Genomic DNA, 19,873 nt, shown 5'->3' on the forward strand with positions numbered 1-19,873 from the left:
AAGCAGACGATTGCGATCCCGCCGCAAGTATTCTGATCTCATTCGCAATTAATGTGAGTTTGAAACCCCAGATAGTCGCAATTAATTCGAGCGAGAATCCGGGACGTTTGCAATCCGAGCACCGGATAAATGCAATCCGGTACAGCTATCACACGAGCCATGAAGGCTTTCCCCACTTCCTTTATGATGGTTGGCCGCAATTGAACCATCTGCCAACAAGCCCGCAGATCCGCTTGCGTTTCGAAGTGGCACGGCCCGCCCGGCTGCGCGGTCAAGGTGTTAGCCTACCTGAACCGAACTATCTTGAGGTGTATCAAAACCTGCTGGGTGATCCTTGGCAATGCAGCCTTCATCCGGAAGGGCCTGAACTGGTGTTTGTCAACTCAAGCCCAGATTGGCGGGTGCTGAAATCTCGTATCCCGGCCTGGATGACTATAGGCGGATGGTCGGAAACCAGTAGAGATTTGAGACGGCTGGTAAGTCAACTTCGACAATCCGAGAATGAAAATCGAAAAATCAGACCGGCGCTGGTTTGATATGAAAAAGGGCCACCCGAAGGTGGCCTTTTTTTGATGGAGATTCGATGCCGTCAGTTCTTGCCAGAAGCTCGACGCATCCGACGGATGCACCGATTCATGATTGTGGTGCGTTCGGCTCGTAGCTCCTTCAGAGCTTGCTCTTTCCGCTCGATCCGGACGTGCAGTTTCGCAAGACGGACGATTTCCCTCTTTTCTGCGAACCGGAGCCACGCAGCCCGAAGCCCGAAAACACTGTCGGGCGGCGGCTTGATGACCTTCTCAGGCGGCGGGTTATTGTGCCCCATCATCGGCGCAACCTGTGCAGTTGAATGCACTGCACAATGGTTTTGGTTTGTCGCCAACATCATTCGCCTCCGTGGTTAAAGACTATGACCATCATCTTCATGGACGTGGGCGTCCTGTTCGCGGGTATGGGCAATCTCTTGCACCACGGCGGCGATCTTGCTGGATGAAACCTGGTGCAGCTCACCGACAACGGCCTCGGCGCGCTCGTAGCTGTCCGGAACGCCTTGGCTGTTGAAATGGGCAGCAGCGGTGGAAATGTCCGCGTCTTTCCAGGTCGCCGTTGTGCCGACTGAAACGCTGTCATGATCGTTGTATCGGGCCAGGAACTTGTTTCCATCGAGTCCGAAGCTGTTGGCGGTTGCAACAATGTCGTCACGAACTGCCAGCCACTTTTCGGCCTCGGACGGGTCCAGGTTGTCCAACTCGGCCGCACTCATGGATGTGGTGTAACTGTCGTCGGCAACAGAGTACGCCTGCAGGTCGGTGTCGTATGGGCGTAGTTCGGCAACATCGCCCTTCAACTCTCCGATCTGCACGTCCATTGCGGCGCGCAAGTGCGGGTCTTCGACCTCGCGGGCAAGAGCCTCCATGTTCTCGATGGAGTTTACGATGTCCTTGGTCTGTTGCTCGTATTTCTCAAAACCGGCCTGCCCCAAAGCTGATTGCATGTATTGCACATAGCGATCACCGGGCGACTGGTAGTCGTCGGAATCCTGAAAACCTTTGTCGTCGGTCAGATCTGCAAGAGACGAATAGTAGGGGTGATACAGATCGTATTCCTGAGCATCGTGCATGTGCTGAGAAACCAATGCCCGCATATCGTTCAGATCTACCGGCTCCCCTGACCTCTCCGCAGCCTCCAACTCGATTTTCAGCTCTTCGACCAGATCTTGTTGCGCCGTATGTTCGTCAACACGGCGGTTGGCCTGGTCCTCGATGTCGAAGCTCTTTGAAGCGATGGCTGCACGATCATAGCCCATCGCCTGCTGCTCTTTCATGATGATGTCGATCTGCTCTGAAACGCGATCTTCACGCGGGGCGGATTGATCAAATTTGGAATAGGGTGCGAAGTGTTCGACTTCGTTCAAAAGATAGTCTGTACGGGAAACCATAGTTTTTCCTTTGCGAGTTGATGGATAACTCTGTGATGGATCTGTCTGTGGCGTTGGCGCGCGCATCAGGCAGACCGGGTGTAGTCCTTATAAGCTGTGTCCGTCATCGTCCTCCAAGCTGTGCCCGGTATCTTCACCGCGCCCTTGCAAGAGCGGATGCGTTGCATGGGCGTGAACCTCTGAGAGTTCTTCTGAGATTGCGATGATCTTGGTAGACGCAAGCTGGTGCAGCTCGTCAACAACGGCCTCAGCGCGCTCAAAGCTGTCCGACAACCCCTGTGCCTGGAAATGGGCCGCTGCGGTCGCAATATCGTCGCTGCGCCATCCCATTGTAGTGCCCAAAGTGACGTTCTCATGATCCCCAAACCGGGCAAGGAATTTCTCGCCATCGAGGCCATAGCTCTCGGCGGCGTCAGAAACCTCCTTACGGATCGCGGCCCACTTGTCGGCTTCTGGATAGTCCAGGACATCCATTTCAGCGGTGCCCATCCCCATCATCGTTGAATAGCGACGGTCCTCCATGATGAAGGCTTGCAGGTCGGGATCGTTGGGCCGCATATTGGCTACGTCGCCCTTCAGCTCACCTATCTGAATATCCATTGAGACGCGCAGGTGTGGATCTTCGACCTCGCGCGCCAGCCCTTCCATTTTTTCGATGGACTGCAGGATGTCAGCAGACTTCTTTGTCCAATCGTCACTGGCATCCTCGCCCAGAGTATCGCGCATGTAGGCGTCATAGCGTACTGCTGGCGGCGCGTAGTTTTCGGACGCTTGGTAGTCTTTGTGATCAACAATATCAGCCATGGCCGAGAGGGTTCCGCCGCCCTGCTCGATGTGCTGATGCGCATCAATATGCTGGATTACACGGGCTTTTAGATCAGGGCTGATTGTTTCCTCATCACCACCTAATTCAATATGCTGACGCAGCTCGCGCATCAGCTCAGGCGACTTGTATTCGGGGTCTCCCGGCTCTCCGTAATCATCAAAATGATGGGCTTGGTCTAGTAGATGTTCCATTCTCGATACCATAGGTTCCTCTCCTTCAACGAGTTGGATGGCAAACTCTTCGATCCGGTCTTTGACAGCGTTGGCGCGCTCATCAAACAGATCCGACATTCTTGCGATGGAGAGGGTCATCACATCGGCGGCCATGTCGCGGGCCGTAACTTCGACTTCCGGAGTGCTTTCAACAACCGACATTCCGGCCTGAACTTTCCACGTATCGGTCTCGACTTCCTGTCGCAATCCGCGCTCAAGGCGGGTCGTGGCGGTCAGCTCAATTCCGTATTCCTCAGCAACCTCGACCTGGATAGAGCGCTGAACGTCGATGTTCATTTCGCTGCTCATACCCATAGCCAACCACTGCCTATGTTCGACGCCTCGGTTGTTCACAACGATGTGGACATGGGGGTTGTCAGTGTCGTTATGGAACACTGTCAGGTAGTCCCAAGTATCGCCAAAATCACCGCTGCCAAATAGCCGATCTGCGAACTCTAAACCGGCCTCATGAGCGGCATCCGGATAGGTGCCTTCGGGAAAAGAAACGATCATGTGACGGGTGTAACCGTAGTTGGTTTTCCCGTTGAAATCCTCCGCCCAGGTCTCGATCAGATCACTGACCTGATCCTTATCGAGCGGGGTCACGCCATTGTCTCGGATGTCCAACACACCCTCTGCTCGGACGGTCAGATAGTTGATCTGGCGGCGCAGCTCATGCGCGTTTTTCACCCCACCTTTGCGGACGTGTTTCACAACTGCCTCGGGCTTTCCGACCACGGCACCAAGCCGCGCCTTGATGGATGACGCCCGCGAGATCAAGAACTTCATGCGCTTGGCGGTCTGCAGCTGCTGAGTGATCTTCTTGGTACGATCGACACCTTTCTGAGCCTCGCGGAACGCAAGCTCCAGCAAGTCTCCTGCTGTCAGATCACGGGCAGCTGCGTTCATCCTTCTGGTGTCCAATCGTCGTCGCGCAAGATCCGGCGAATGGCGGATTCAGGCTCACGGTTTCGGCGCGCGGCAGTGATCATCGCTTTCAAGTCTTGCCGGTGCTGGATGATCGCGCGATGTAGATTTTCGACGTCGCGCCGGTCGTCATCCGTCCAGATCACCGAGCCGCGCTTGGCAGATTTCGCAAGCTGGTTGAGGTTGGTGTACCCACCCTGAACCTGCCGCAAGTGCTTCTGCCAGAGATCCACAACAGCGAGGTCAGGATCGAGATAACCGATCAGGCGATAGATCAGTCGTTGGATGATCTGGTTGCGGCTTTTGGCTCCCAGCACCGTCACAGCCGCCTCAAGACGCTCCAGCGCATCCACTGGCAAACGTACGGAAAAGACGGTGGTGTCAGAAGTTTTACTCTCGGCCAAATCGCAATCAATCTTTAGTTGTATTTGTGATTTGTAACACAACTACCTTATCCTGTCATACACTCCAAGTGAAAACCGGGGGTGATTTTAGAAATCCGTATTTCCTCAAATTGCCCTCGGAACAGTTTTGCACTTGGAGGCAATTTCCACGCCGGGAAAAGGGTTCCGCCCCTTTTCCAGCCAGCAGGCGTGGGTGCCGGTGGACTGGCGCAGGGCAATCATGCACCGCATGGGCTGCCCGAACGGCGCCCGCCACATGCCGGCACGTTCAAGTTCAGTATGGCATTTTCCGCGCGCCTCAGCGCGCTCATTTTCCCGCCGACTACGCGGCGGGTGTGGCAGGGCTGAAGGATGCCGCGTTGCGGTGGGACGGTGTCCCTGCCCGGTATTCAGACCCCGCGCCACGCGTGGCGCATATGTGGTCCGGGTTTTGGCCGGAGTAGAAGAAAGGGCGGCTTTCGCCGCCCTGCCCTCTCGTCATTCGGTGACGGGATCGTCATCGTTCCGCTTTGGGAAGGCCACCATCTCAACGCCGGGGAACATGTTGTGCTTGACCTGGATCGAGATGATATTGCCGGTCTCATCGGTGTTGACGAAGAGAACCCCGCAGCGATCCCAGAAAGTCTTGCCTTCTTTTTCACCGGTCTTGACGTTCAGTTTCAGAGTTTGAGTTGCCATTGTTTGATCCTCGCTATGGCGTGTTTCGATGAACATGGGAAAAGCGGGCATCAAGGGGATGTCAGCAGGGAATTTGATCCGCGCGGAATGCGCCGCAGGCGCAGCGGAAATTCCTTGTTGAAGCGCGGCGCCCCGTCGGGCACCGCGCGTCTTCCCCGAATGCCCGCTTATGTTCATCCCTTCAGAAACACCGCAGCCGAGGATCATCTCCGGCAACGAGGTTGAAACTGTCAGACCAAGTGAACAGGCAAGGCTTTCTGGGATCGTTGCGCGCGGACCATCTGTACATTGCGATGCGGCATGTGACGGCAACATCATTTCGCTCCATCACAGGCGCTGTGCACTTTTCCGAGTGCGGTTGGCCTTTCCGGATCGGTATGACCTCCATGGCAAAGAATGAAGGATCGCTGGCGGCGCAAGTCGCCATTTTCAAATGGCGGAGGCCAAAGACCGGACGGTCCGGCCCTGGTCCGCGCATGTGCGGAGCAGGTGATCAGCCGGACTCAATTTAAAATGGCGGAATCTGACCAAATAACCGCCGCTGAATCTCTAAGTTGAATGTTACTGCCCGAGCCATACCACTGGTCGGCAAATTGGACGCAATGGTTGTTCACTCAACCAAGCTCACAATCCGTCCGAATTTCGAACCCCCGCTCCAATCAGAACAGGCATGACCTGCTCATCAGATTTGAACTCGAATATCCGTTCGACCCGAATTGAACCAAGCGGTGCAGCCTCCAGCGCGGCCTTCATTTGCTTCAGCGTCAATCCGAAACCGTCATCGCCTGACGCTTGCCAATCCCATTGCACGAAATGCCCTCCCTTGTTGAGCAAACCCGCCAGCACTGCCACTGCGCCACTGTAATCTGGAAGAAAGGCGCAAACGGAAGACGCGCAGATCAAATCGAAACCTGAAAACCCGTTCTCCAACTCCGGAACATCTCCAGCCAGAATATCTCCGTGAACCGCCCTAACATTGCTCAGATTCTTTTTCTGCAGGACCGCAACCATATTCTCCGAGGTATCGACGGCGACAACTTCCTCCACATACGGCGCAATTTTCTCCGCCAGCAATCCGGTGCCGCATCCAAAATCGAGCACGCGCTTTGATCGCCAATTCTTCCCGCAAATATCCAGGTGCTCGTCCAGCGTGGTGAAAGCGCGACTCGCATAGTGTCTGACGTCGTCATTGTCGTCCCAACCATCGGCATAGTCGTTCCAATCATCAGTCATGTTGCTTGCGTTTCCTTGTGGGTATGCATCGACCCTAACACATCTGCGCTGAGGCAGACGCATCGATACGGACGCGCGACATTGGCGAGGTTGGCAACAACAGTCAACAAGGGTTTGGAACGGCATATGGAGGGAATAGAGGCGACCTCGGCAAGCCTCTGCCGACGTCTAGCACACAAGAAAGAGGCCCACCGAATCGGGCCACATTTTAACCTTGGGGAAATTCTGGAGGAATTGAACACACGCTAACGCTTGCGCGCGCGATCGACAACACCATCGGCTGTGATCGTGGCAATGCGATCCTCTGTGCGGCGGGTCATTTCCACCCCGTCCCCCGTCATATGCGCCTCGGCAAATTCGGTGAACTTGAAGATGCTGCCATCTGCTTCCACATGGGTTTCATCTTCCGCCGAGCGCCGCTTCACCGAGCCGTCATGGCGGATTTCGATGATCGTGTTGTCGGCCATTCGGACTGTCACGGAATGCTCATCCACGGCGACACCCTGCCACCACATATCTGCATCGCGGCGCACAACAATCCGGTTTGGATGCAGCTTGATCTGCACGTCCTGTGCCGTCTCCGGATCAGCAGCCTTCACGACAACAATCGCTTCCTGTGCGCTGGGATCACCATGGATTGACGCGCTCCCGTTCTTTGGCGGCCAGAGCTTAGGCTGTTCGCGCGGCTTGCCTTTCTGATCCGTGTGAAACCCGACAAACATCTGCGCGGATTTCCAGACGCGGCGGGCGGCTTTCTCGAGCTTGTTTGATGAGGTGTCCATGGGTCTACCTAAATCCAGTTTTGCGAAGTGGTTGCTTTCAAAAATAAGCCGGGTGACCGGCCTCTGACAGCTATGCGCGACGGGGTGTTTGCGCAATGTCACTTTGAGTTTTCATCATTGAGGCTGACACAGCCAGAGATTGATAGGCAGGGCACTATGCGCCCTGCCCTGTTAGGTTCAGAAGCAATCCGGCACCCAAGCGTCGATCTTCGCTTTCTGAGCCTCGTTCACACCCAGTGCCGCCTGATGTTCTGCATCGTTGAACAGCTTGTGCATCGCCTCGTTCTTCGCGCCTTTCTTGGATTTCGCGAAGGCTTTGAACGTGTCGGTGTCATCCTGCAGGTCCAGCAGGTGTTTGTAGAGATCATCCAGCTGCCAGCCTTTCAACCGCTTGAAGCAGTTTTCAGCCGACGGGGTCCAGATCGCGCGCATGTCAGCGCCAATCTCAGCCTCGATCTCCGCCATGAACTCCGGGCGTTGAGTCAGGAACCGCCGGGCCAGAAAGCTCGTGATCTCACCGTTGCGGGTCTTCTTGCCCAGCTCGCGAAACGCTTTGAACGCCTCCACGCTGCCTTGTGCGGCCATCTCCTGGAATTGGTCATAAGTCGCTTCTGCCGCGGCATCCCGCTCCCCGCCAAGGCGCGGGTCAAGGATGAACTGGTCATTTATCTCCGGCGTGTTTCGCTCAGCACCACCATAGCCAAACCCAAACAGTTTGCAGGTCAGACCGGAGGCCGGGGTGGCGTAGAAGGCAAACAGGCTTAGCACATAATCGGGCTTGTCCAGCAGAGCCGTTTGAACTGCTGCCAGCCGGATCGCCACCATGTCGTCGATGAACTTCTGTGAATAGGCCGGTTTTGGTGTCTCATTAATCTCGGGCTCTTTGACCGGAGCCAGAACACCGGCCTCAATAGCGGCCTGCACATGTTCCGCCGCGACATAGGCCGACGATGTTTTGATTTCGCCACTGTTGCCGACATAGACAAACACACCGGACAGCTTACGCTGATCGTCGGAATAATACGGCGCGGCATAGTCCTCGAGCGCGGCCAGCTCCTTTTCGCCATCCGCGTCCAGAGCTTCACCCTCATAGAGCTCGGCAAGTGCGTCATACCGCTCGGCCTGTTCTTCGGTGAACTCCCGGCTCACCATGTCCAGACGGTGCATGCCTTCACTTCCCGAAAACCCGTAGGGAATGTAGCTTTCATCATGTGTGTCCACCCAGTCCCAGCCTTCCGTATCGCGTAGCTTTGCTGCTTCTGCCGCCAGTTTCTCGGCAAAAAGACGATCCAGCAGCGCGCCTTCATTGAACAGGGTTTCATCTGCAAAGAGATCAGCGGTGACAGTACCACCGGCTTCAACATACGTTTCCTGCCCCACAAACACAGCCTTGCGGTTGGTGCTGCTGACAGCTTCCGACGTCAGGGCCTGTTTGACATCATGCTCACTGAACCACCGGCACTCCTTGGCCTGTTCCAGTACCTCCAGAATTTTCTCTTCCTCGGTGCTGACGGTCATGGCCTTGGCCAGCCCCATGCTGATTTCACCCGCCTTGAGCGCATCCAGAACGGCGGCAGGCAGACCGGCCAGTACGAGGCGGCGGCGCACATGCGCCTCGGTCACACCAAAGGCATTGCTGATCTTGGCAACAGACAGGGATTTCTCCGCCATCTTGCCATAGGCGCGGACTTCGTCCACTGGGTCCAGTTCCTCGCGGGCTGTGTTTTCCGCATTGGCCCATTGTTCGGCCACAAACGGGTTATCCGTGACCTTCACGGGGACCTGTGCCAGATCGGCGCGTTCGGTCACGGCGATGTTCAAAGCCCGCAGGCGACGACCACCGGCGACGATGGCGACCTTTCCATCTGCATCGCGCAGACCGCTGAGGTTTTGGATCAGGCCGCACATGACCAGACTGTCGGCCAGAAGGGCGATGCCCTCCTCGGCAACGTCCTGTCGTGGGTTCAGATCGGACAGGTAAAGATCGGAGAGCGAGATGGTTTCGATGGCTTCCGGTGCGGTGAATGTTTCGACTTTGCTCATGGGGCAAATCCTTGTTTGAGTGTTTCGCTTCGTGTTAAGGGTGCCCTACCCTTTCCGGGGTAGAGCGGGGCCGCTTACGCGGCTGCGTGTTGTTTCAAGAAGGCGAGGCCGATCTTGGCGGAGAGACCTCCCTTCTTGACCAGCTCAACGGCTTCGCGCCGTCGTTGCTGCAAGGTTTCCTGACTTATTTTCATCACCCCCTTTCCGATGTTCGCGGGCATGAATTCACCCAACGCCCGGCAGGGCATGCTCGCATGTCCCGAGAGGGATCTTTCCTGCGTGGGTTGCGCATGCAGACCCTGCCCTTTGGGACAGAGCTGGTCTCAGTATTCGCTGGGGCACATGATGGTCAGCACACGGCGCGTCGCTGCGGGATCAAACGGGCGGTCGGACCCGTATGTGTAATCCGCGTCATATAGGTCGATCTTCCAGAACAGCTTTTGGCCGCTGATTGTCACCGTCCCGAACGTGTGATCGCCATAGGGGTCATTGCCCTCATCGAACTGGTCATCCGACGCCACTGCAGCCAAAGCAGCGGTTTGGAACTCCACCCCTTCGCCGGACACGCCCGGCGTCACGAACACCTGCCCCCGAATACCCGTGGAGTGCATCTCAATCGCTGCAGTCGGATCGATCAGGGCTTTCCGAAACAGGTCATTCTGAATTGCAATCTCTGCCGCCTGCAGGCTGGTGTCAGTCTCGATGTCTTTTGTCGTCTCAAGATTCAAAACCATCTCTCCTTTGTGGTGCGACCTCTGGGGTTGATCCCCTTTTGGTGCTGGTTTTGAGCCGAGCCCTGAAAGGGCGTCGTCTCTAAAACCTGCCCCGTGGCGAACGCGGAGAGGGGCGAGACAGGACAAATCGACAAGAGTGGTGCGGCCCGCAGCGCAACGCGCGAGGACACGGTCTTGTCTATTTGTCTTGTCCGAGGGGGGAGGCCGCGCCTTCCCCCTGACGTCGGGGGGCGTTTGGTTTGTCCAAATCCCGCCTGACCAACAAATGAGGCCAAAGGATCTTCGATTCTGCGGGAGCGCAAAAGGGATCGAAACCCGATCGGGCAGATCACCACGGCATGGACCGACCATGACCCAAAGCTCCTGCCCCGGCTCGCAAGAGACGGTTCAGGGGCTATTGCGTCAGGGAGATCATGCTGGGGTGTTCTGGGTGCAAGCCGATACGTCGGCTGGAACCTAGGGCCCGGTCACGTGCCGACAGGCTCGGGATTTGCTACGAAAACAGATTGCAACCCGAATTCACTCACCGACCGGGACATACCCTCGGCGGCGCTTTTGCTTTTCGAGTTTTTGGAGTGCATCAGTGGCCTGGGCTTCGCCTTCGTAAGTCACCATCATGGCTTGCCCATTTGTGCCTATACGTCCCCAGGTACGAAGAACAGAAACTTCGCCAAACAACGTCGGCTGCAACTCTATTCCATAGAACCGCGCCATGTTAACGTCGGGGTCCACCTGGATCAGGTGGACAGGTGTGGTTGCCGTCAGTTCCATGACGCGATTGTCGGCAAACTCAGCCCGTCTGCCCAATGACTTTGCAAGATCCATTCGTCGGAATGGATTCTGATCCTCAATGGGACGGACCTACATTTACTGAGTGGACATCCGCACAGTTTTCTCTCTTTAATGACCGTACTCACGCAGAAGAGAATTTTTCACGGCCGGAAACTGCCGCATTTAGTCAGATGATGAAACTCCGCGTGAGATAGCCAGAAGTAATGTGGAAATGTTGCCGCCTCAGATTAGGGCGCATACGATGTTCACTACTCTTCCCAGTGGACATAGAGGGATGAACGAACATGGCGCAATCATTGGAAGGTGGGTGCTTTTGTGGTGAAGTGCGCTACCGGATCACCGGTGAAACGGTACTGCAACTCATGTGTTTTTGCAGAGATTGCCTATCGATGACCGGTACAGATGGCTACGCCGGGTACATGATAAAGTCAGAAAATCTACAGCTACTGAAAGGCAAACCACGGACCTTTGAGAAGACCTCAAAGGAAGGCCGACCTGTTATCAAGCATTTCTGCGGTACCTGCGGGTCAGGCTTGTGGGGTGTGACAGCCTTCGGATTGACGAGCATTGCAGCTGGGACACTGGATGAACCAAACAACTTCAGCCCATCGAAAAAGGTTTTTGCGAAAGATGCCCCCAACTGGGCCAGAGTTCCCCACCACTTGGAAGATATGTAGGGGTTTAGGCTTTGGTATCACGTACATTTCTTTCTGGGAGTTGTTCCTTCTGGTGACCCGAATTGCTACGATTGTAGTTGAGGCAACAAGCAGGACATCAAGATGCGCAATGCAATCTTCTCACCCTTAGCGGCTTTGTTCCTAGGGGTCGTCATGGGCGTTGAGCCGGCTGCGGCGGCGTCACTGGGATCATATGAGGTTTTTGGAGTCGAAGACGGTGACATGCTAAAAATGCGCAGCGGACCTGGAACAGGGTTCAATGTGATCGTTGGTCTTCCAAATGGAACCGCACTACGAGTTCACAGCTGCGAGCAGACCGGTGGCACACGTTGGTGCCGCGTTTCATTGGAGCGTGCTCGTAGACTAAAGGGGTATGTCTCTTGGGCATACTTGCGGAAAATCTAATACGACGATGATCAGCGATGCCATCTTACTGCTATAATAGAATGCTGGCAGAAAAGGCCGCAGTGAAGCTTTCTTGTTGCCGGTGATGGGATCAAGCGGGAAACCACGATCGTGTTTCCGGCCCAATGCCGACATTCGGTATCTCTCAGAGTTCACCTATCGGCTTCCCGAAAGCTGCCGTTCGTTCAAAACGCAGAAATTTCAATGAGCGGATGGCCGTGAGACGAACAAACCTGCCATCGTTTAGAAGCGCTGTTAAGCAAACTTGATTGCTTTCAGAGACCCAACTAACGTTTCTGTAACCATATTTTTCGTGATTTTTAGGACATGTAGATATAGATGACACCTGATGTGCAAACCGCCCACCGCATAGCTCAAGACCATTGCGCTGCTTGGACAAACCGGGCACCTGGCGATGTCGCCGGAAGATATGCTGAACATACAATCATGATAATGAACGGTGGCGACCCAATGGAGAGCCAGGCGGAGATTGGCGACATGGCGGCGGGATTTATGGCTGACTTCCCTGACCTCGTTCTTAGCCTCGACGCGGTCCTCGTCGCCGATCACCATATGGTCTATGCGTGGACTTTCGAAGGCCATCATAAAGAGACTGGCAACCATGTTCGTTTCTCGGGCTGGGAAGAATGGGACTTAGACGACAACCTGAACGTCACCAAATCGCTCGGTTGGTATGATGGTGTGGATTATGAACGCCAAGTTGCGGGAACATGACCATATCCGGCGCCAGTTCGCGCACTGTACGCACAGTCATATACGGCAAGTCAGACCCAATTTGACGCTAGTCGGTTCTCTTTACTGCCTACAGCAAGTGAGAGGGCGTCCATCGGAAAAGGCTTTTCTCATATTCGGTAATTGATTTCGAGAGCCACTGCATGAACAGATTTGCCGCTGGTCGAACCGGGCCCGGCAAAGTGACAAGGTAGTAGCCGATCTGAGGTATTGGATCGTCGAACAGCGCCACGAGTTGTCCCGACTTCAGCTCGTCAGAAACAAAAGCCGGTACCGTCGCCCCGATACCATCACCGCGACGGATGCCATCCAGCAGCATATTGCCCGGTACGCGGACAACTCTCCGGTCCGCGTCGGTCGGAACTCCGACCTTTTCCAACCACAGATCAAACTCGACTGACGCTTGTTCCTGAAGAAGCGTGAAATCAAGCAATTCTGTAGGATTCGTGAGCACCCGGTTTCCGACTAGTTCGCGGGACGCGACGACCGTCAGACAGCCTGGCAGCAGCATCTGCGAGACAAGCCCTTGCCAGTGACCCGTTCCGTATCGGATGGCCATATCGATTCCGCCCGGCTTGAGGTCGACAGCCTGGATCGTTGAATCGATCCTCAGTTCGATATTGGGGAATTCGTCAATAAACGTCGACAGACGCGGCATGAGGAACGCGCTTGAAAACATCGGAGTCGCGCTAACCACCAACGGTCGAACCGCCTCTGCACTCGATACGCTCTCGGTCACGGAGGCCATTTCAGCGAAGGCTTCAAGCAGGCCAGCTGACAGGAATTCGCCTTGCGATGTCAGAGAAATGCCATGTCGGGTACGAGTGATAAGCCGAGTGTCGAGATGTTGTTCGAGCCCGCGGATTTGCTGACTGACTGCGGAATGGGTCACGTTCAGTGCCTCTGCTGCCCGGGTCAGATTTCGAAACTCGGCAGCGGCGGCGAAGGCTCTGAGAGATGTCAATGAGGGAAGCGTGCGCCAATCCATAAGTAAGATCATCTAACAATATAGAAAAATTTACAACTATGTGATCCCCCGAAGTCGGCGCATGCTGGTGCAGTAATTCATCGGCGACCACCGGAGGCAAACATCATGAAAATTGCGGTTTTGGGACTGGGCAATATGGGCTCAGCGCTGGCGCATTGCTTGCTCAAGGCAGGCCACGAAGTCAGCGTTTGGAACCGCACGTCGGAAAAGGCAGAGGTTTTTGCTGGGGCTGGAGCCACGATCTGCTCTTCACCGAATGATGCCATTGCGACGTCTGACTTTGTCATCATCTGTATCAAGAGCCACAGGGAAACTATTGAACTGGTCAACGGGCTGAGCGTCTCGCTAAAGGGTAAGACCATCTGTGACATGAGCACGGGCGATACCTCGGATGCTGATAGACTGGTCGCCATCCTTGAGGGACAGGGGGCTGGCTACATGCTGGGCATGATCAATGCCTACCCTTCCGGCATTGGTGGTGACGAAACCACAATCCTCACGGTGGGCAGTGCCGGAACCTGGGACCGCTATGGCAGTATCATCAGAGAATTGGGTGGAAAGTCCGCCCATGTTGGAGAGAAACCAACGGCACTTGCCGCGCTCTTTGCCGGCCTCTTCACGGTTCGGCAGGGGTTCATGTTCGGAATGGTCTACGGTGCACTTGTCTGCCAGAAAGCGGGCATCCCGATGCAGGTATTTGCCGACCAACTCCCTGCCACGATCAAATTGGTCAATGACTATTATGATCTTTTTGCCAGAACTGTTCCGTTTGAGGATTACGACAGCGCGGAAGCCTCCCTGAAGGTTTACGCGATGGCGCAAGAGGATGCGTTGAAGACCTATCTCTCACTTAATGCGCCCGCTGATTTCATCCAGTTGATGCATGACCGCACCAAAGCGGCTTGGGACGATGGCCACGGCGACAGACAGCTGACCTCGCTGGTTCAGCATATGACGGATGCCTGATGCAAAAAAGGCTCCGGCCCTTTCCGGCCCTTGGTTCCTTCATCGCGATGCCGCGTTGCGGCCCGTCATTCCGGATGGGGTTGATGGCTCCTGCTCCACCGGCGTCGCAATGCGCCATAATGCAGTTGTCTATCACTGCTATGCAGGAGACATCCACACAAGACATTCGCCGGCGGCGCAAAGCCAAGGACTCGTCGAACTCATAGATTGCGCAATTAAGTTTGAGTTCACTACTGGTTCAGTACCGATTTGAACGATTGAATGAAAACCATCGGAGGGGCCTGTCTGCAAGACCAGATTCACAGCTGCGACGATCGGGATGGCCTTCGTCGAAACGCGGTTCGGGTTTGCGAATATCTTTTCTTGGCCAGAACCAGGGAAACAGAAGTTCTGTTGCACCTGGAAGTGAGGAGATACGTCGAGACATTGGCAGGGTTCCATTTGTAATTGAGATGGATCGACCCTGCTCACTTCATCTCTAGCCAACCACCGACATGATCCGGACTACCCGTAAGTCATCCGTAAGTCCCTTGGCACAATAGACTTCAACAGGCATGCTACATCACGATGTCCTCTTACTCTTGTGGGTCTGTATGCCAGTTCACCCTTCTCTGTTTGCTGAAAAGCTGCGCCGCTGGCGTTTCGACAACGGCACCCACGGTCGCGTCACGCAAGAGGCATTGGCAGTGTTGTTAGATGTAAGTGTAGACGCAATCGGCAAATACGAACGCTCGCTGTCGTTCATTCGAGGCGACTTGGAGAGCAGATTGTCGGAAAGGCTGGGGTGGAGCATCGACGAAGTACTAGCTTGTCGGCTGGATTGGGAAGAACGACAGGGTAACTTTGTCGATTCAAAGTACCAATTGCTGGACGATGCACTGGTGGCCAGGCATTTTGATGGCTCTTACCGGAAGGCGATCTGCCACATGATCTCGACCGCAGACACGGAATTGGGTCGATTACCCGATGAGTTGGCCGCTGATAAGAGAGTTTTCCTGCCGATCTATCAAACCTACGGCGATCATTGGCAAATGGTTATCAGGGATGGTCGGATGGTCGCAAAATGGGCTCTGTTATTGCTTTTCCCAGAAGATGAAGCCGAATTTCGCGCGTGTAGGCTGCGTGAATCAAATCTATCCGTCGAACGTGTACGACAACCTATCCTGCCGGGTAAATACTTCGGCTATTGCCCAGCCTTGATTGTTAGCCGCGGCCACGAAAGTGCAGCGCCTTTGTTGTTGTCGTCCTTTGTAACATACCTAGAGCAATTGGCTCGTCGCGATATTGTTCTGCATGGGCTGGGCTCAATTAGTTGTTCGCCAGGCGGGGCTCAGGTGTGTCAGGACCTGGGAATGACCCGTCTTGGCGACTACTGGCTTGGACCGGATTATGGAGTATGGGAATTACCTGGCTCGGCGGTGTCTGCTTCGCTTTTCGGCCGGCGCAGTCCAATGCTGCGCCAAGCCTACACCCAAGCTTTTCCAAGTTAAATGCGGATCAGAGCCGCAAATACATCGTCAAACATAGCAACGCTATCTCGGTGGTTCCCCGAGTTTGCGAAATCGTCGAACGGCCCATTGCTGACATCCGCCACGGGGTCACGCGCCGCGGCGCAGCTTCACCAGACCGACCATTCGCCGCGTAAACAAAATTCAGCAGACGGATGAAGGATCGACACGCGGACAAAACTGCCTATCAGGGCGACTATCGGAATGTCCGATCAGCCCTCTGACAGGCATGTGCATCGACGGATGGAAAAGCTAGACCACGATCCCGGTGCAAGCTAGCGTATCCTGAACAAAAACTTGATCGGGAATGCCCATATGTCGAACGATGAGCGACTGTCTCTGACTGAGGACGACCGCGAAGCGATGTTGACCGCGGCGCATGAGGCGGTGGAATATCGGGCCGTCCTTGGCACATCTGCGGTCAAGCCAACCCTGCGGCCTTCAGACTTGGCGTTGCAATTTGACGGAACACTTCCCACCCGAGGGGACACTGCTTCATCCGTGATCGACGACTTAATTGCCTTTGTTGGTAAGGGAATCCACGGCCACGCGTCTCCTCGGTTTTTTGGGTATGTTTGTGGTGGGTCAATGCCAGTCGGTGCTGCCGCTGATTTCCTTGTGACTTCATGGGGGCAGAATTCGGCGTCTTCATGGGAAAGCCCGTCTGTTGCGCTGATCGAACAAACTGTTTGCCAGTGGTGCCTTGAGCTTTTGGCATTGCCCATAGACAGCGGTGTCGGGATCGTGACGGGTGCGACTGTTGCAAACACCCAAGGTATCATCGCGGCGCGTGACTCACTGTTGGCTCGACAAGGGTGGGACTTCAATGAGAAAGGGCTGTTTGGTGCGCCTAACATTCCGGTGTTGATTGGCGATGCTGCGCATTCTGCCCCGATGGCAGGGATCCGCTATGCAGGTCTGGGGCTTGGTAACGCAATACATCTTAAAACGGACGATCAAGGCCGCATTCTCGTTAGTGCGCTTCGGGAGGCTCTCGCTGACTGCAAGCAACCTCCGCTTGTTATTCTTCAGGCGGGTCAAATCAACACGGGTGGATTTGATCCCTTTGCCGAAGTAATTCCGTTGGTCCACGCCGCAGGGGGCTGGGTGCATGTGGACGGGGCTTTCGGTCTTTGGGCTCATGCCGTGCCTGAATTGCGCGAGCGGCTCGCAGGCGTGGATGGCGCTGACAGTTGGGCTGTCGATTTACACAAATGGCTCAATGCGCCTTACGATGCTGGCCTTTGCATCGTGCGTGACCGCGCGGCACTGGTATCCGCAATGAGCGCACGAGGAGCGTATCTTCCAGAACTTGGCGAAACATGGGAGCCCAGCGATTCAACTCTAGAGCTGAGCCGCCGCGCGCGTGGTATACCGAGTTATGCGATCATCAAGCATTTGGGATCACAGGGCGTGAGAAAGATGATCGCGCGCCATTGTGCCTTGGCGATATATCTCGCGGAGCGATTGGCCACTGAGCCGGGCATCACGATCATGAATGACGTTGTTCTGAATCAGGTTGCCATTGCCTGTGAGACTGATGATCTAACAACGAGGGTCCTTGCACGCATTCAAGAGAGGGCTCGGGTTTACCCCAGCCATGGCGTTTGGCGGAACCGGCAGATCATTCGCGTCTCAATAATCAACCATGCAACCACTAACGCTGATATTGACCTTCTCATAGGCGAAATTGTGGACGCGCACAGAGCTGAAAGATGATCGCTCAGGCCCGCTGTGTAGTCTTCCTACAGCGCGATACCATACCAATTTTTCAAACACTTCTGGTAGTGATCAGCTGATACGAAACCTCCGAGAGCAGACCTTGAGCATTGCAGTCAATTTCTGTGTCTGCGCCCGCATTTTGGGCCCGAAACGGATAATCGAAAGTTCAAAATAGGGAGCCGGTTGATGCAAGTAGATATAGACAAAAAGGTGCATGAAGCCTCGGCTTTCTTGAAGGCGATCTCCCATGAGGGCGCTCGCTCATTCTCTGCTATCTGACCACTGGCAAGAAATCCGTAAGTGACAGTCAGGAAATGTTATCTGTTCGACAGGCAGCAGTTTCACAGCAACTCACTCATTTGCGTTTATATGAGCATTGACCCAGATTTGCGGATCGATCTCTTTGGCCCTGCAGCGGGCGTCGGATCAGGCTTTCACTTCGACAGCAAGGACGGCACAGGCAGTCAGACCGTTTCTAACGTGACCGCGGAACAAGTAACCTACGCCGTCGATCTCGGCCCTTTGGGCCAACCCACGCAATCGATCAGCGCCGTGCCCGCTGACGATGGAACCAAGGTGGTCTGGCGCGTCGATGCAGATATGGGCTTTAACCCCGTGTTTCGCATCATGGGCCTCTTCATGGACGGCATGATGGGTCCAACCTTCGAGCTTGGCCTTGAAAACCTGCGCCAAGCTGTCGCTTAATCTCAACTATCAATCTAATGGAACCAACCCAATGCGTTATACTTTTTTGCTTTACTCCAACCCGGTTGACTTTGCCGACATGACACCCGAAGACTGGGCCAAGGAAAAGGAAGTCTACGGCGCTTATATCGGCACACTGCAAGAGGCTGGCGTGTTCGTCGACACCGATTGGCTGCATCCGGCTGACACCGCAACAACCATCACGCTGAAAGATGGTGAAAAGCGCGTGCAAGACGGGCCGTTTGCAGAGACGAAGGAAACGCTTGGCGGGTTCTTCGCAATTGATGTGCCTGACCTTGATGCGGCACTGGCCTGGGCTGAGAAATGCCCGGCGGCCAAGCATGGCAAGATTGAAATTCGCTCATCGGCCATGGGCGACTATTGACTTATCACGATGCAAAGGCGCGGGCCGAGGATGTCGCCCGCGCCGCCTATGGCAAATTGATCGCGATGCTGGTCAGTCGGTCTGGTGACATCATCGCCGCAGAAGATGCCTTGTCGGATGCCTTTGTGGCCGCTCTCAAGACCTGGCCAGTACGTGGCATCCCCGAACGGCCCGAAGCTTGGCTGCTGACAGTGGCCAAAAACAGACGCACCGATCAGGCGCGTAAAGATGCTCGTCTGGTCATCACGGATGAGGTTCCCGAGATGGAAGACGCACCAGCAATCGAAAATGACAACAATCTGGACGAACGGCTGAAGCTGCTTTTTGTGTGTGCTCATCCGGCCATTGATGCAGGCATCCGTACACCGCTGATGCGGTTCTGTCGCAAACTTATTAGATGGCAAAGCATCAGTGGATTTGGTGAGCAGTTTATTCTGCCAGTTGGATGAACTGCTGAAACGGACGGAGTCCGGGCGTGAATTGACCTTTCCGGATCATGTTGACCAGTTCTATGCCTGCCAGGGCAGATGCGGCTGAAGCGAAAGATTTGAATCCCAGCATGGGTCTGATCCTTCGCTTGATGAAACGGTGATCCTGCTCAATGATGTTATTGAGGTATTTCCGTCTGACCATGTCGATCGGGATCGGGCAGCCAAAGCCCTTCAGCATCTTGTTGATGGCTTTGATGCCGGCTGTGTTGGCACCACTTTTGTCTATGACGATCTTGCGTGGCAATCCGTTTACCTTTAGAGCGCGGGCGAAGAACCTCGTCGCAGCGGCCTTGTTTCGGCGCTCGGACAACATGAAATCAAGGGTCTTGCCGTGTTTGTCGATCGCTCGGTAAAGGTAAACCAATTCGCCCTTCACTTTCACATAGGTTTCATCCATGCGCCACGAACGGTCTGTGGGACGCTTTCTATACCGCGCTGCTTCAGAAATGAGGCCTGCATATCGACTGACCCAGCGGTTCAGCGTTGCGTGATCCAGATCAACACCACGTTCTGCCATGATTTCTTCCAAATCCCGGTAGGAGACACCGTACCGCAGGTAGAAGAAAACCGCGTGCAAGATCACGTCTTTCGGAAAATGCGCGCCCTAAAATGAGATCGTCACGGCCTGCTCCTGTCATGTTCTAGTGCGCGCTACCAGAAATGCTTTCGAACTGACAGGTAGGGGCGAAGTTTGCGACAGAACCTT

General features: G+C 55.0%; 21 protein-coding genes and 2 pseudogenes. 11 read left to right on the forward strand and 12 right to left on the reverse strand.

What is annotated here, in order from left to right; translation table 11 throughout:
* Window positions 1-59: 59 nt before the first annotated feature.
* On the forward strand, window positions 60-536 hold the full coding sequence (locus ACR0DJ_RS18790; protein WP_480686312.1) for a hypothetical protein: 477 nt from the start codon (window positions 60-62) through the stop codon (window positions 534-536).
* A gap of 362 nt (window positions 537-898) precedes the next feature.
* Here the strand turns inward: ACR0DJ_RS18790 and ACR0DJ_RS18795 are convergent, their stop codons facing one another.
* From ACR0DJ_RS18795 to ACR0DJ_RS18840, 10 genes are all read right to left on the reverse strand, one after another.
* Window positions 899-1,936, reverse strand: a complete 1,038-nt coding sequence (locus ACR0DJ_RS18795) for a hypothetical protein (protein ID WP_480685992.1) — start codon at window positions 1,934-1,936, stop codon at window positions 899-901.
* A gap of 87 nt (window positions 1,937-2,023) precedes the next feature.
* Window positions 2,024-3,883 carry a relaxase/mobilization nuclease domain-containing protein gene (locus ACR0DJ_RS18800; protein WP_480685991.1) on the reverse strand — a complete coding sequence of 620 codons (1,860 nt, stop codon included), beginning with the start codon at window positions 3,881-3,883 and terminating at the stop codon, window positions 2,024-2,026.
* Entirely contained in the window at window positions 3,880-4,305 is a 426-nt protein-coding gene (locus ACR0DJ_RS18805) for a hypothetical protein (RefSeq protein ID WP_480685990.1), read from the reverse strand. Before ACR0DJ_RS18805 ends, ACR0DJ_RS18800 begins: the two co-directional genes overlap by 4 nt.
* Before the next feature lie 477 nt (window positions 4,306-4,782).
* A complete protein-coding gene (locus ACR0DJ_RS18810) occupies window positions 4,783-4,983 on the reverse strand; it encodes a hypothetical protein (RefSeq protein ID WP_480685989.1) in 201 nt (66 codons plus the stop codon).
* A 624-nt stretch (window positions 4,984-5,607) separates the two neighbouring features.
* A complete protein-coding gene (locus ACR0DJ_RS18815) occupies window positions 5,608-6,216 on the reverse strand; it encodes a class I SAM-dependent DNA methyltransferase (RefSeq protein WP_480685988.1) in 609 nt (202 codons plus the stop codon).
* A gap of 245 nt (window positions 6,217-6,461) precedes the next feature.
* Window positions 6,462-6,998, reverse strand: coding sequence for a hypothetical protein (locus ACR0DJ_RS18820; protein ID WP_480685987.1), 537 nt, complete (start codon window positions 6,996-6,998; stop codon window positions 6,462-6,464).
* Window positions 6,999-7,175: 177 nt separating this feature from the next.
* Complete coding sequence (locus ACR0DJ_RS18825; RefSeq protein ID WP_480685986.1) at window positions 7,176-9,041, reverse strand: ParB/RepB/Spo0J family partition protein; 1,866 nt, start codon at window positions 9,039-9,041, stop codon at window positions 7,176-7,178.
* 74 nt (window positions 9,042-9,115) lie between these two features.
* Complete coding sequence (locus ACR0DJ_RS18830; protein WP_480685985.1) at window positions 9,116-9,262, reverse strand: hypothetical protein; 147 nt, start codon at window positions 9,260-9,262, stop codon at window positions 9,116-9,118.
* A 102-nt stretch (window positions 9,263-9,364) separates the two neighbouring features.
* Window positions 9,365-9,775, reverse strand: coding sequence for a DUF3768 domain-containing protein (locus ACR0DJ_RS18835; RefSeq protein WP_480685984.1), 411 nt, complete (start codon window positions 9,773-9,775; stop codon window positions 9,365-9,367).
* 519 nt (window positions 9,776-10,294) lie between these two features.
* Window positions 10,295-10,546: a WGR domain-containing protein gene (locus ACR0DJ_RS18840; protein WP_480686313.1), complete on the reverse strand. Its 252-nt coding sequence runs from the start codon at window positions 10,544-10,546 to the stop codon at window positions 10,295-10,297.
* A gap of 305 nt (window positions 10,547-10,851) precedes the next feature.
* On the opposite strand from ACR0DJ_RS18840, the gene ACR0DJ_RS18845 reads away from it, so the two are divergent.
* The 3 genes from ACR0DJ_RS18845 (at window position 10,852) to ACR0DJ_RS18855 (ending at window position 12,384) form a co-directional block, all read left to right on the forward strand.
* Window positions 10,852-11,244, forward strand: a complete 393-nt coding sequence (locus tag ACR0DJ_RS18845) for a GFA family protein (protein ID WP_480685982.1) — start codon at window positions 10,852-10,854, stop codon at window positions 11,242-11,244.
* Between the two features lie 102 nt (window positions 11,245-11,346).
* The gene (locus tag ACR0DJ_RS18850) at window positions 11,347-11,649 is read left to right on the forward strand and encodes an SH3 domain-containing protein (RefSeq protein WP_480478566.1); all 303 of its coding nucleotides are present in this window, start codon (window positions 11,347-11,349) and stop codon (window positions 11,647-11,649) included.
* A 339-nt stretch (window positions 11,650-11,988) separates the two neighbouring features.
* Window positions 11,989-12,384, forward strand: coding sequence for a nuclear transport factor 2 family protein (locus ACR0DJ_RS18855; protein WP_170337324.1), 396 nt, complete (start codon window positions 11,989-11,991; stop codon window positions 12,382-12,384).
* A gap of 88 nt (window positions 12,385-12,472) precedes the next feature.
* Here ACR0DJ_RS18855 and ACR0DJ_RS18860 read toward each other — a convergent pair whose 3' ends face one another.
* Entirely contained in the window at window positions 12,473-13,390 is a 918-nt protein-coding gene (locus tag ACR0DJ_RS18860) for a LysR family transcriptional regulator (RefSeq protein WP_480685981.1), read from the reverse strand.
* Window positions 13,391-13,495: 105 nt separating this feature from the next.
* Between ACR0DJ_RS18860 and ACR0DJ_RS18865 the strand changes: the two genes are divergently transcribed.
* The 7 genes and pseudogenes from ACR0DJ_RS18865 (at window position 13,496) to ACR0DJ_RS18895 (ending at window position 19,125) form a co-directional block, all read left to right on the forward strand.
* Window positions 13,496-14,356 (forward strand): NAD(P)-dependent oxidoreductase, encoded by an 861-nt coding sequence (locus ACR0DJ_RS18865; RefSeq protein ID WP_480685980.1) that lies wholly within the window; start codon window positions 13,496-13,498, stop codon window positions 14,354-14,356.
* Window positions 14,357-14,910: 554 nt separating this feature from the next.
* Window positions 14,911-15,846, forward strand: coding sequence for a helix-turn-helix domain-containing protein (locus ACR0DJ_RS18870; RefSeq protein WP_480686314.1), 936 nt, complete (start codon window positions 14,911-14,913; stop codon window positions 15,844-15,846).
* Between the two features lie 333 nt (window positions 15,847-16,179).
* Window positions 16,180-17,583, forward strand: coding sequence for a pyridoxal phosphate-dependent decarboxylase family protein (locus ACR0DJ_RS18875; protein WP_480685977.1), 1,404 nt, complete (start codon window positions 16,180-16,182; stop codon window positions 17,581-17,583).
* 189 nt (window positions 17,584-17,772) lie between these two features.
* Window positions 17,773-17,954, forward strand: a pseudogene (locus ACR0DJ_RS18880) (ArsR/SmtB family transcription factor); the annotation flags it as partial.
* A gap of 1 nt (window position 17,955) precedes the next feature.
* Window positions 17,956-18,291: an SRPBCC family protein gene (locus tag ACR0DJ_RS18885; protein ID WP_480685976.1), complete on the forward strand. Its 336-nt coding sequence runs from the start codon at window positions 17,956-17,958 to the stop codon at window positions 18,289-18,291.
* 31 nt (window positions 18,292-18,322) lie between these two features.
* A complete protein-coding gene (locus ACR0DJ_RS18890) occupies window positions 18,323-18,676 on the forward strand; it encodes a YciI family protein (protein WP_480685975.1) in 354 nt (117 codons plus the stop codon).
* The gene (locus ACR0DJ_RS18895) at window positions 18,673-19,125 is read left to right on the forward strand and encodes a sigma factor (RefSeq protein WP_480685974.1); all 453 of its coding nucleotides are present in this window, start codon (window positions 18,673-18,675) and stop codon (window positions 19,123-19,125) included. Before ACR0DJ_RS18890 ends, ACR0DJ_RS18895 begins: the two co-directional genes overlap by 4 nt.
* On the opposite strand, the pseudogene ACR0DJ_RS18900 reads toward ACR0DJ_RS18895, so the two are convergent.
* A pseudogene (locus ACR0DJ_RS18900) lies at window positions 19,106-19,789 on the reverse strand (IS6 family transposase). The gene ACR0DJ_RS18895 and the pseudogene ACR0DJ_RS18900 sit on opposite strands and share 20 nt — an antisense overlap.
* Window positions 19,790-19,873 lie beyond the last annotated feature (84 nt).

The sequence above is a fragment of the Ruegeria sp. BF10 genome (genome assembly GCF_056538725.1).

Coding starts and splice junctions, on each gene's coding strand:
- ACR0DJ_RS18795 (WP_480685992.1), bottom strand. CDS start 1,936: ATGGTTTCCCGTACAGACTATCTTTTGAACGAAGTCGAACACTTCGCA.
- ACR0DJ_RS18800 (WP_480685991.1), bottom strand. CDS start 3,883: ATGAACGCAGCTGCCCGTGATCTGACAGCAGGAGACTTGCTGGAGCTT.
- ACR0DJ_RS18810 (WP_480685989.1), bottom strand. CDS start 4,983: ATGGCAACTCAAACTCTGAAACTGAACGTCAAGACCGGTGAAAAAGAA.
- ACR0DJ_RS18815 (WP_480685988.1), bottom strand. CDS start 6,216: ATGACTGATGATTGGAACGACTATGCCGATGGTTGGGACGACAATGAC.
- ACR0DJ_RS18820 (WP_480685987.1), bottom strand. CDS start 6,998: ATGGACACCTCATCAAACAAGCTCGAGAAAGCCGCCCGCCGCGTCTGG.
- ACR0DJ_RS18825 (WP_480685986.1), bottom strand. CDS start 9,041: ATGAGCAAAGTCGAAACATTCACCGCACCGGAAGCCATCGAAACCATC.
- ACR0DJ_RS18830 (WP_480685985.1), bottom strand. CDS start 9,262: ATGCCCGCGAACATCGGAAAGGGGGTGATGAAAATAAGTCAGGAAACC.
- ACR0DJ_RS18835 (WP_480685984.1), bottom strand. CDS start 9,775: ATGGTTTTGAATCTTGAGACGACAAAAGACATCGAGACTGACACCAGC.
- ACR0DJ_RS18840 (WP_480686313.1), bottom strand. CDS start 10,546: ATGGAACTGACGGCAACCACACCTGTCCACCTGATCCAGGTGGACCCC.
- ACR0DJ_RS18845 (WP_480685982.1), top strand. CDS start 10,852: ATGGCGCAATCATTGGAAGGTGGGTGCTTTTGTGGTGAAGTGCGCTAC.
- ACR0DJ_RS18850 (WP_480478566.1), top strand. CDS start 11,347: ATGCGCAATGCAATCTTCTCACCCTTAGCGGCTTTGTTCCTAGGGGTC.
- ACR0DJ_RS18855 (WP_170337324.1), top strand. CDS start 11,989: ATGACACCTGATGTGCAAACCGCCCACCGCATAGCTCAAGACCATTGC.
- ACR0DJ_RS18860 (WP_480685981.1), bottom strand. CDS start 13,390: ATGGATTGGCGCACGCTTCCCTCATTGACATCTCTCAGAGCCTTCGCC.
- ACR0DJ_RS18865 (WP_480685980.1), top strand. CDS start 13,496: ATGAAAATTGCGGTTTTGGGACTGGGCAATATGGGCTCAGCGCTGGCG.
- ACR0DJ_RS18870 (WP_480686314.1), top strand. CDS start 14,911: ATGCTACATCACGATGTCCTCTTACTCTTGTGGGTCTGTATGCCAGTT.
- ACR0DJ_RS18875 (WP_480685977.1), top strand. CDS start 16,180: ATGTCGAACGATGAGCGACTGTCTCTGACTGAGGACGACCGCGAAGCG.
- ACR0DJ_RS18885 (WP_480685976.1), top strand. CDS start 17,956: ATGAGCATTGACCCAGATTTGCGGATCGATCTCTTTGGCCCTGCAGCG.
- ACR0DJ_RS18890 (WP_480685975.1), top strand. CDS start 18,323: ATGCGTTATACTTTTTTGCTTTACTCCAACCCGGTTGACTTTGCCGAC.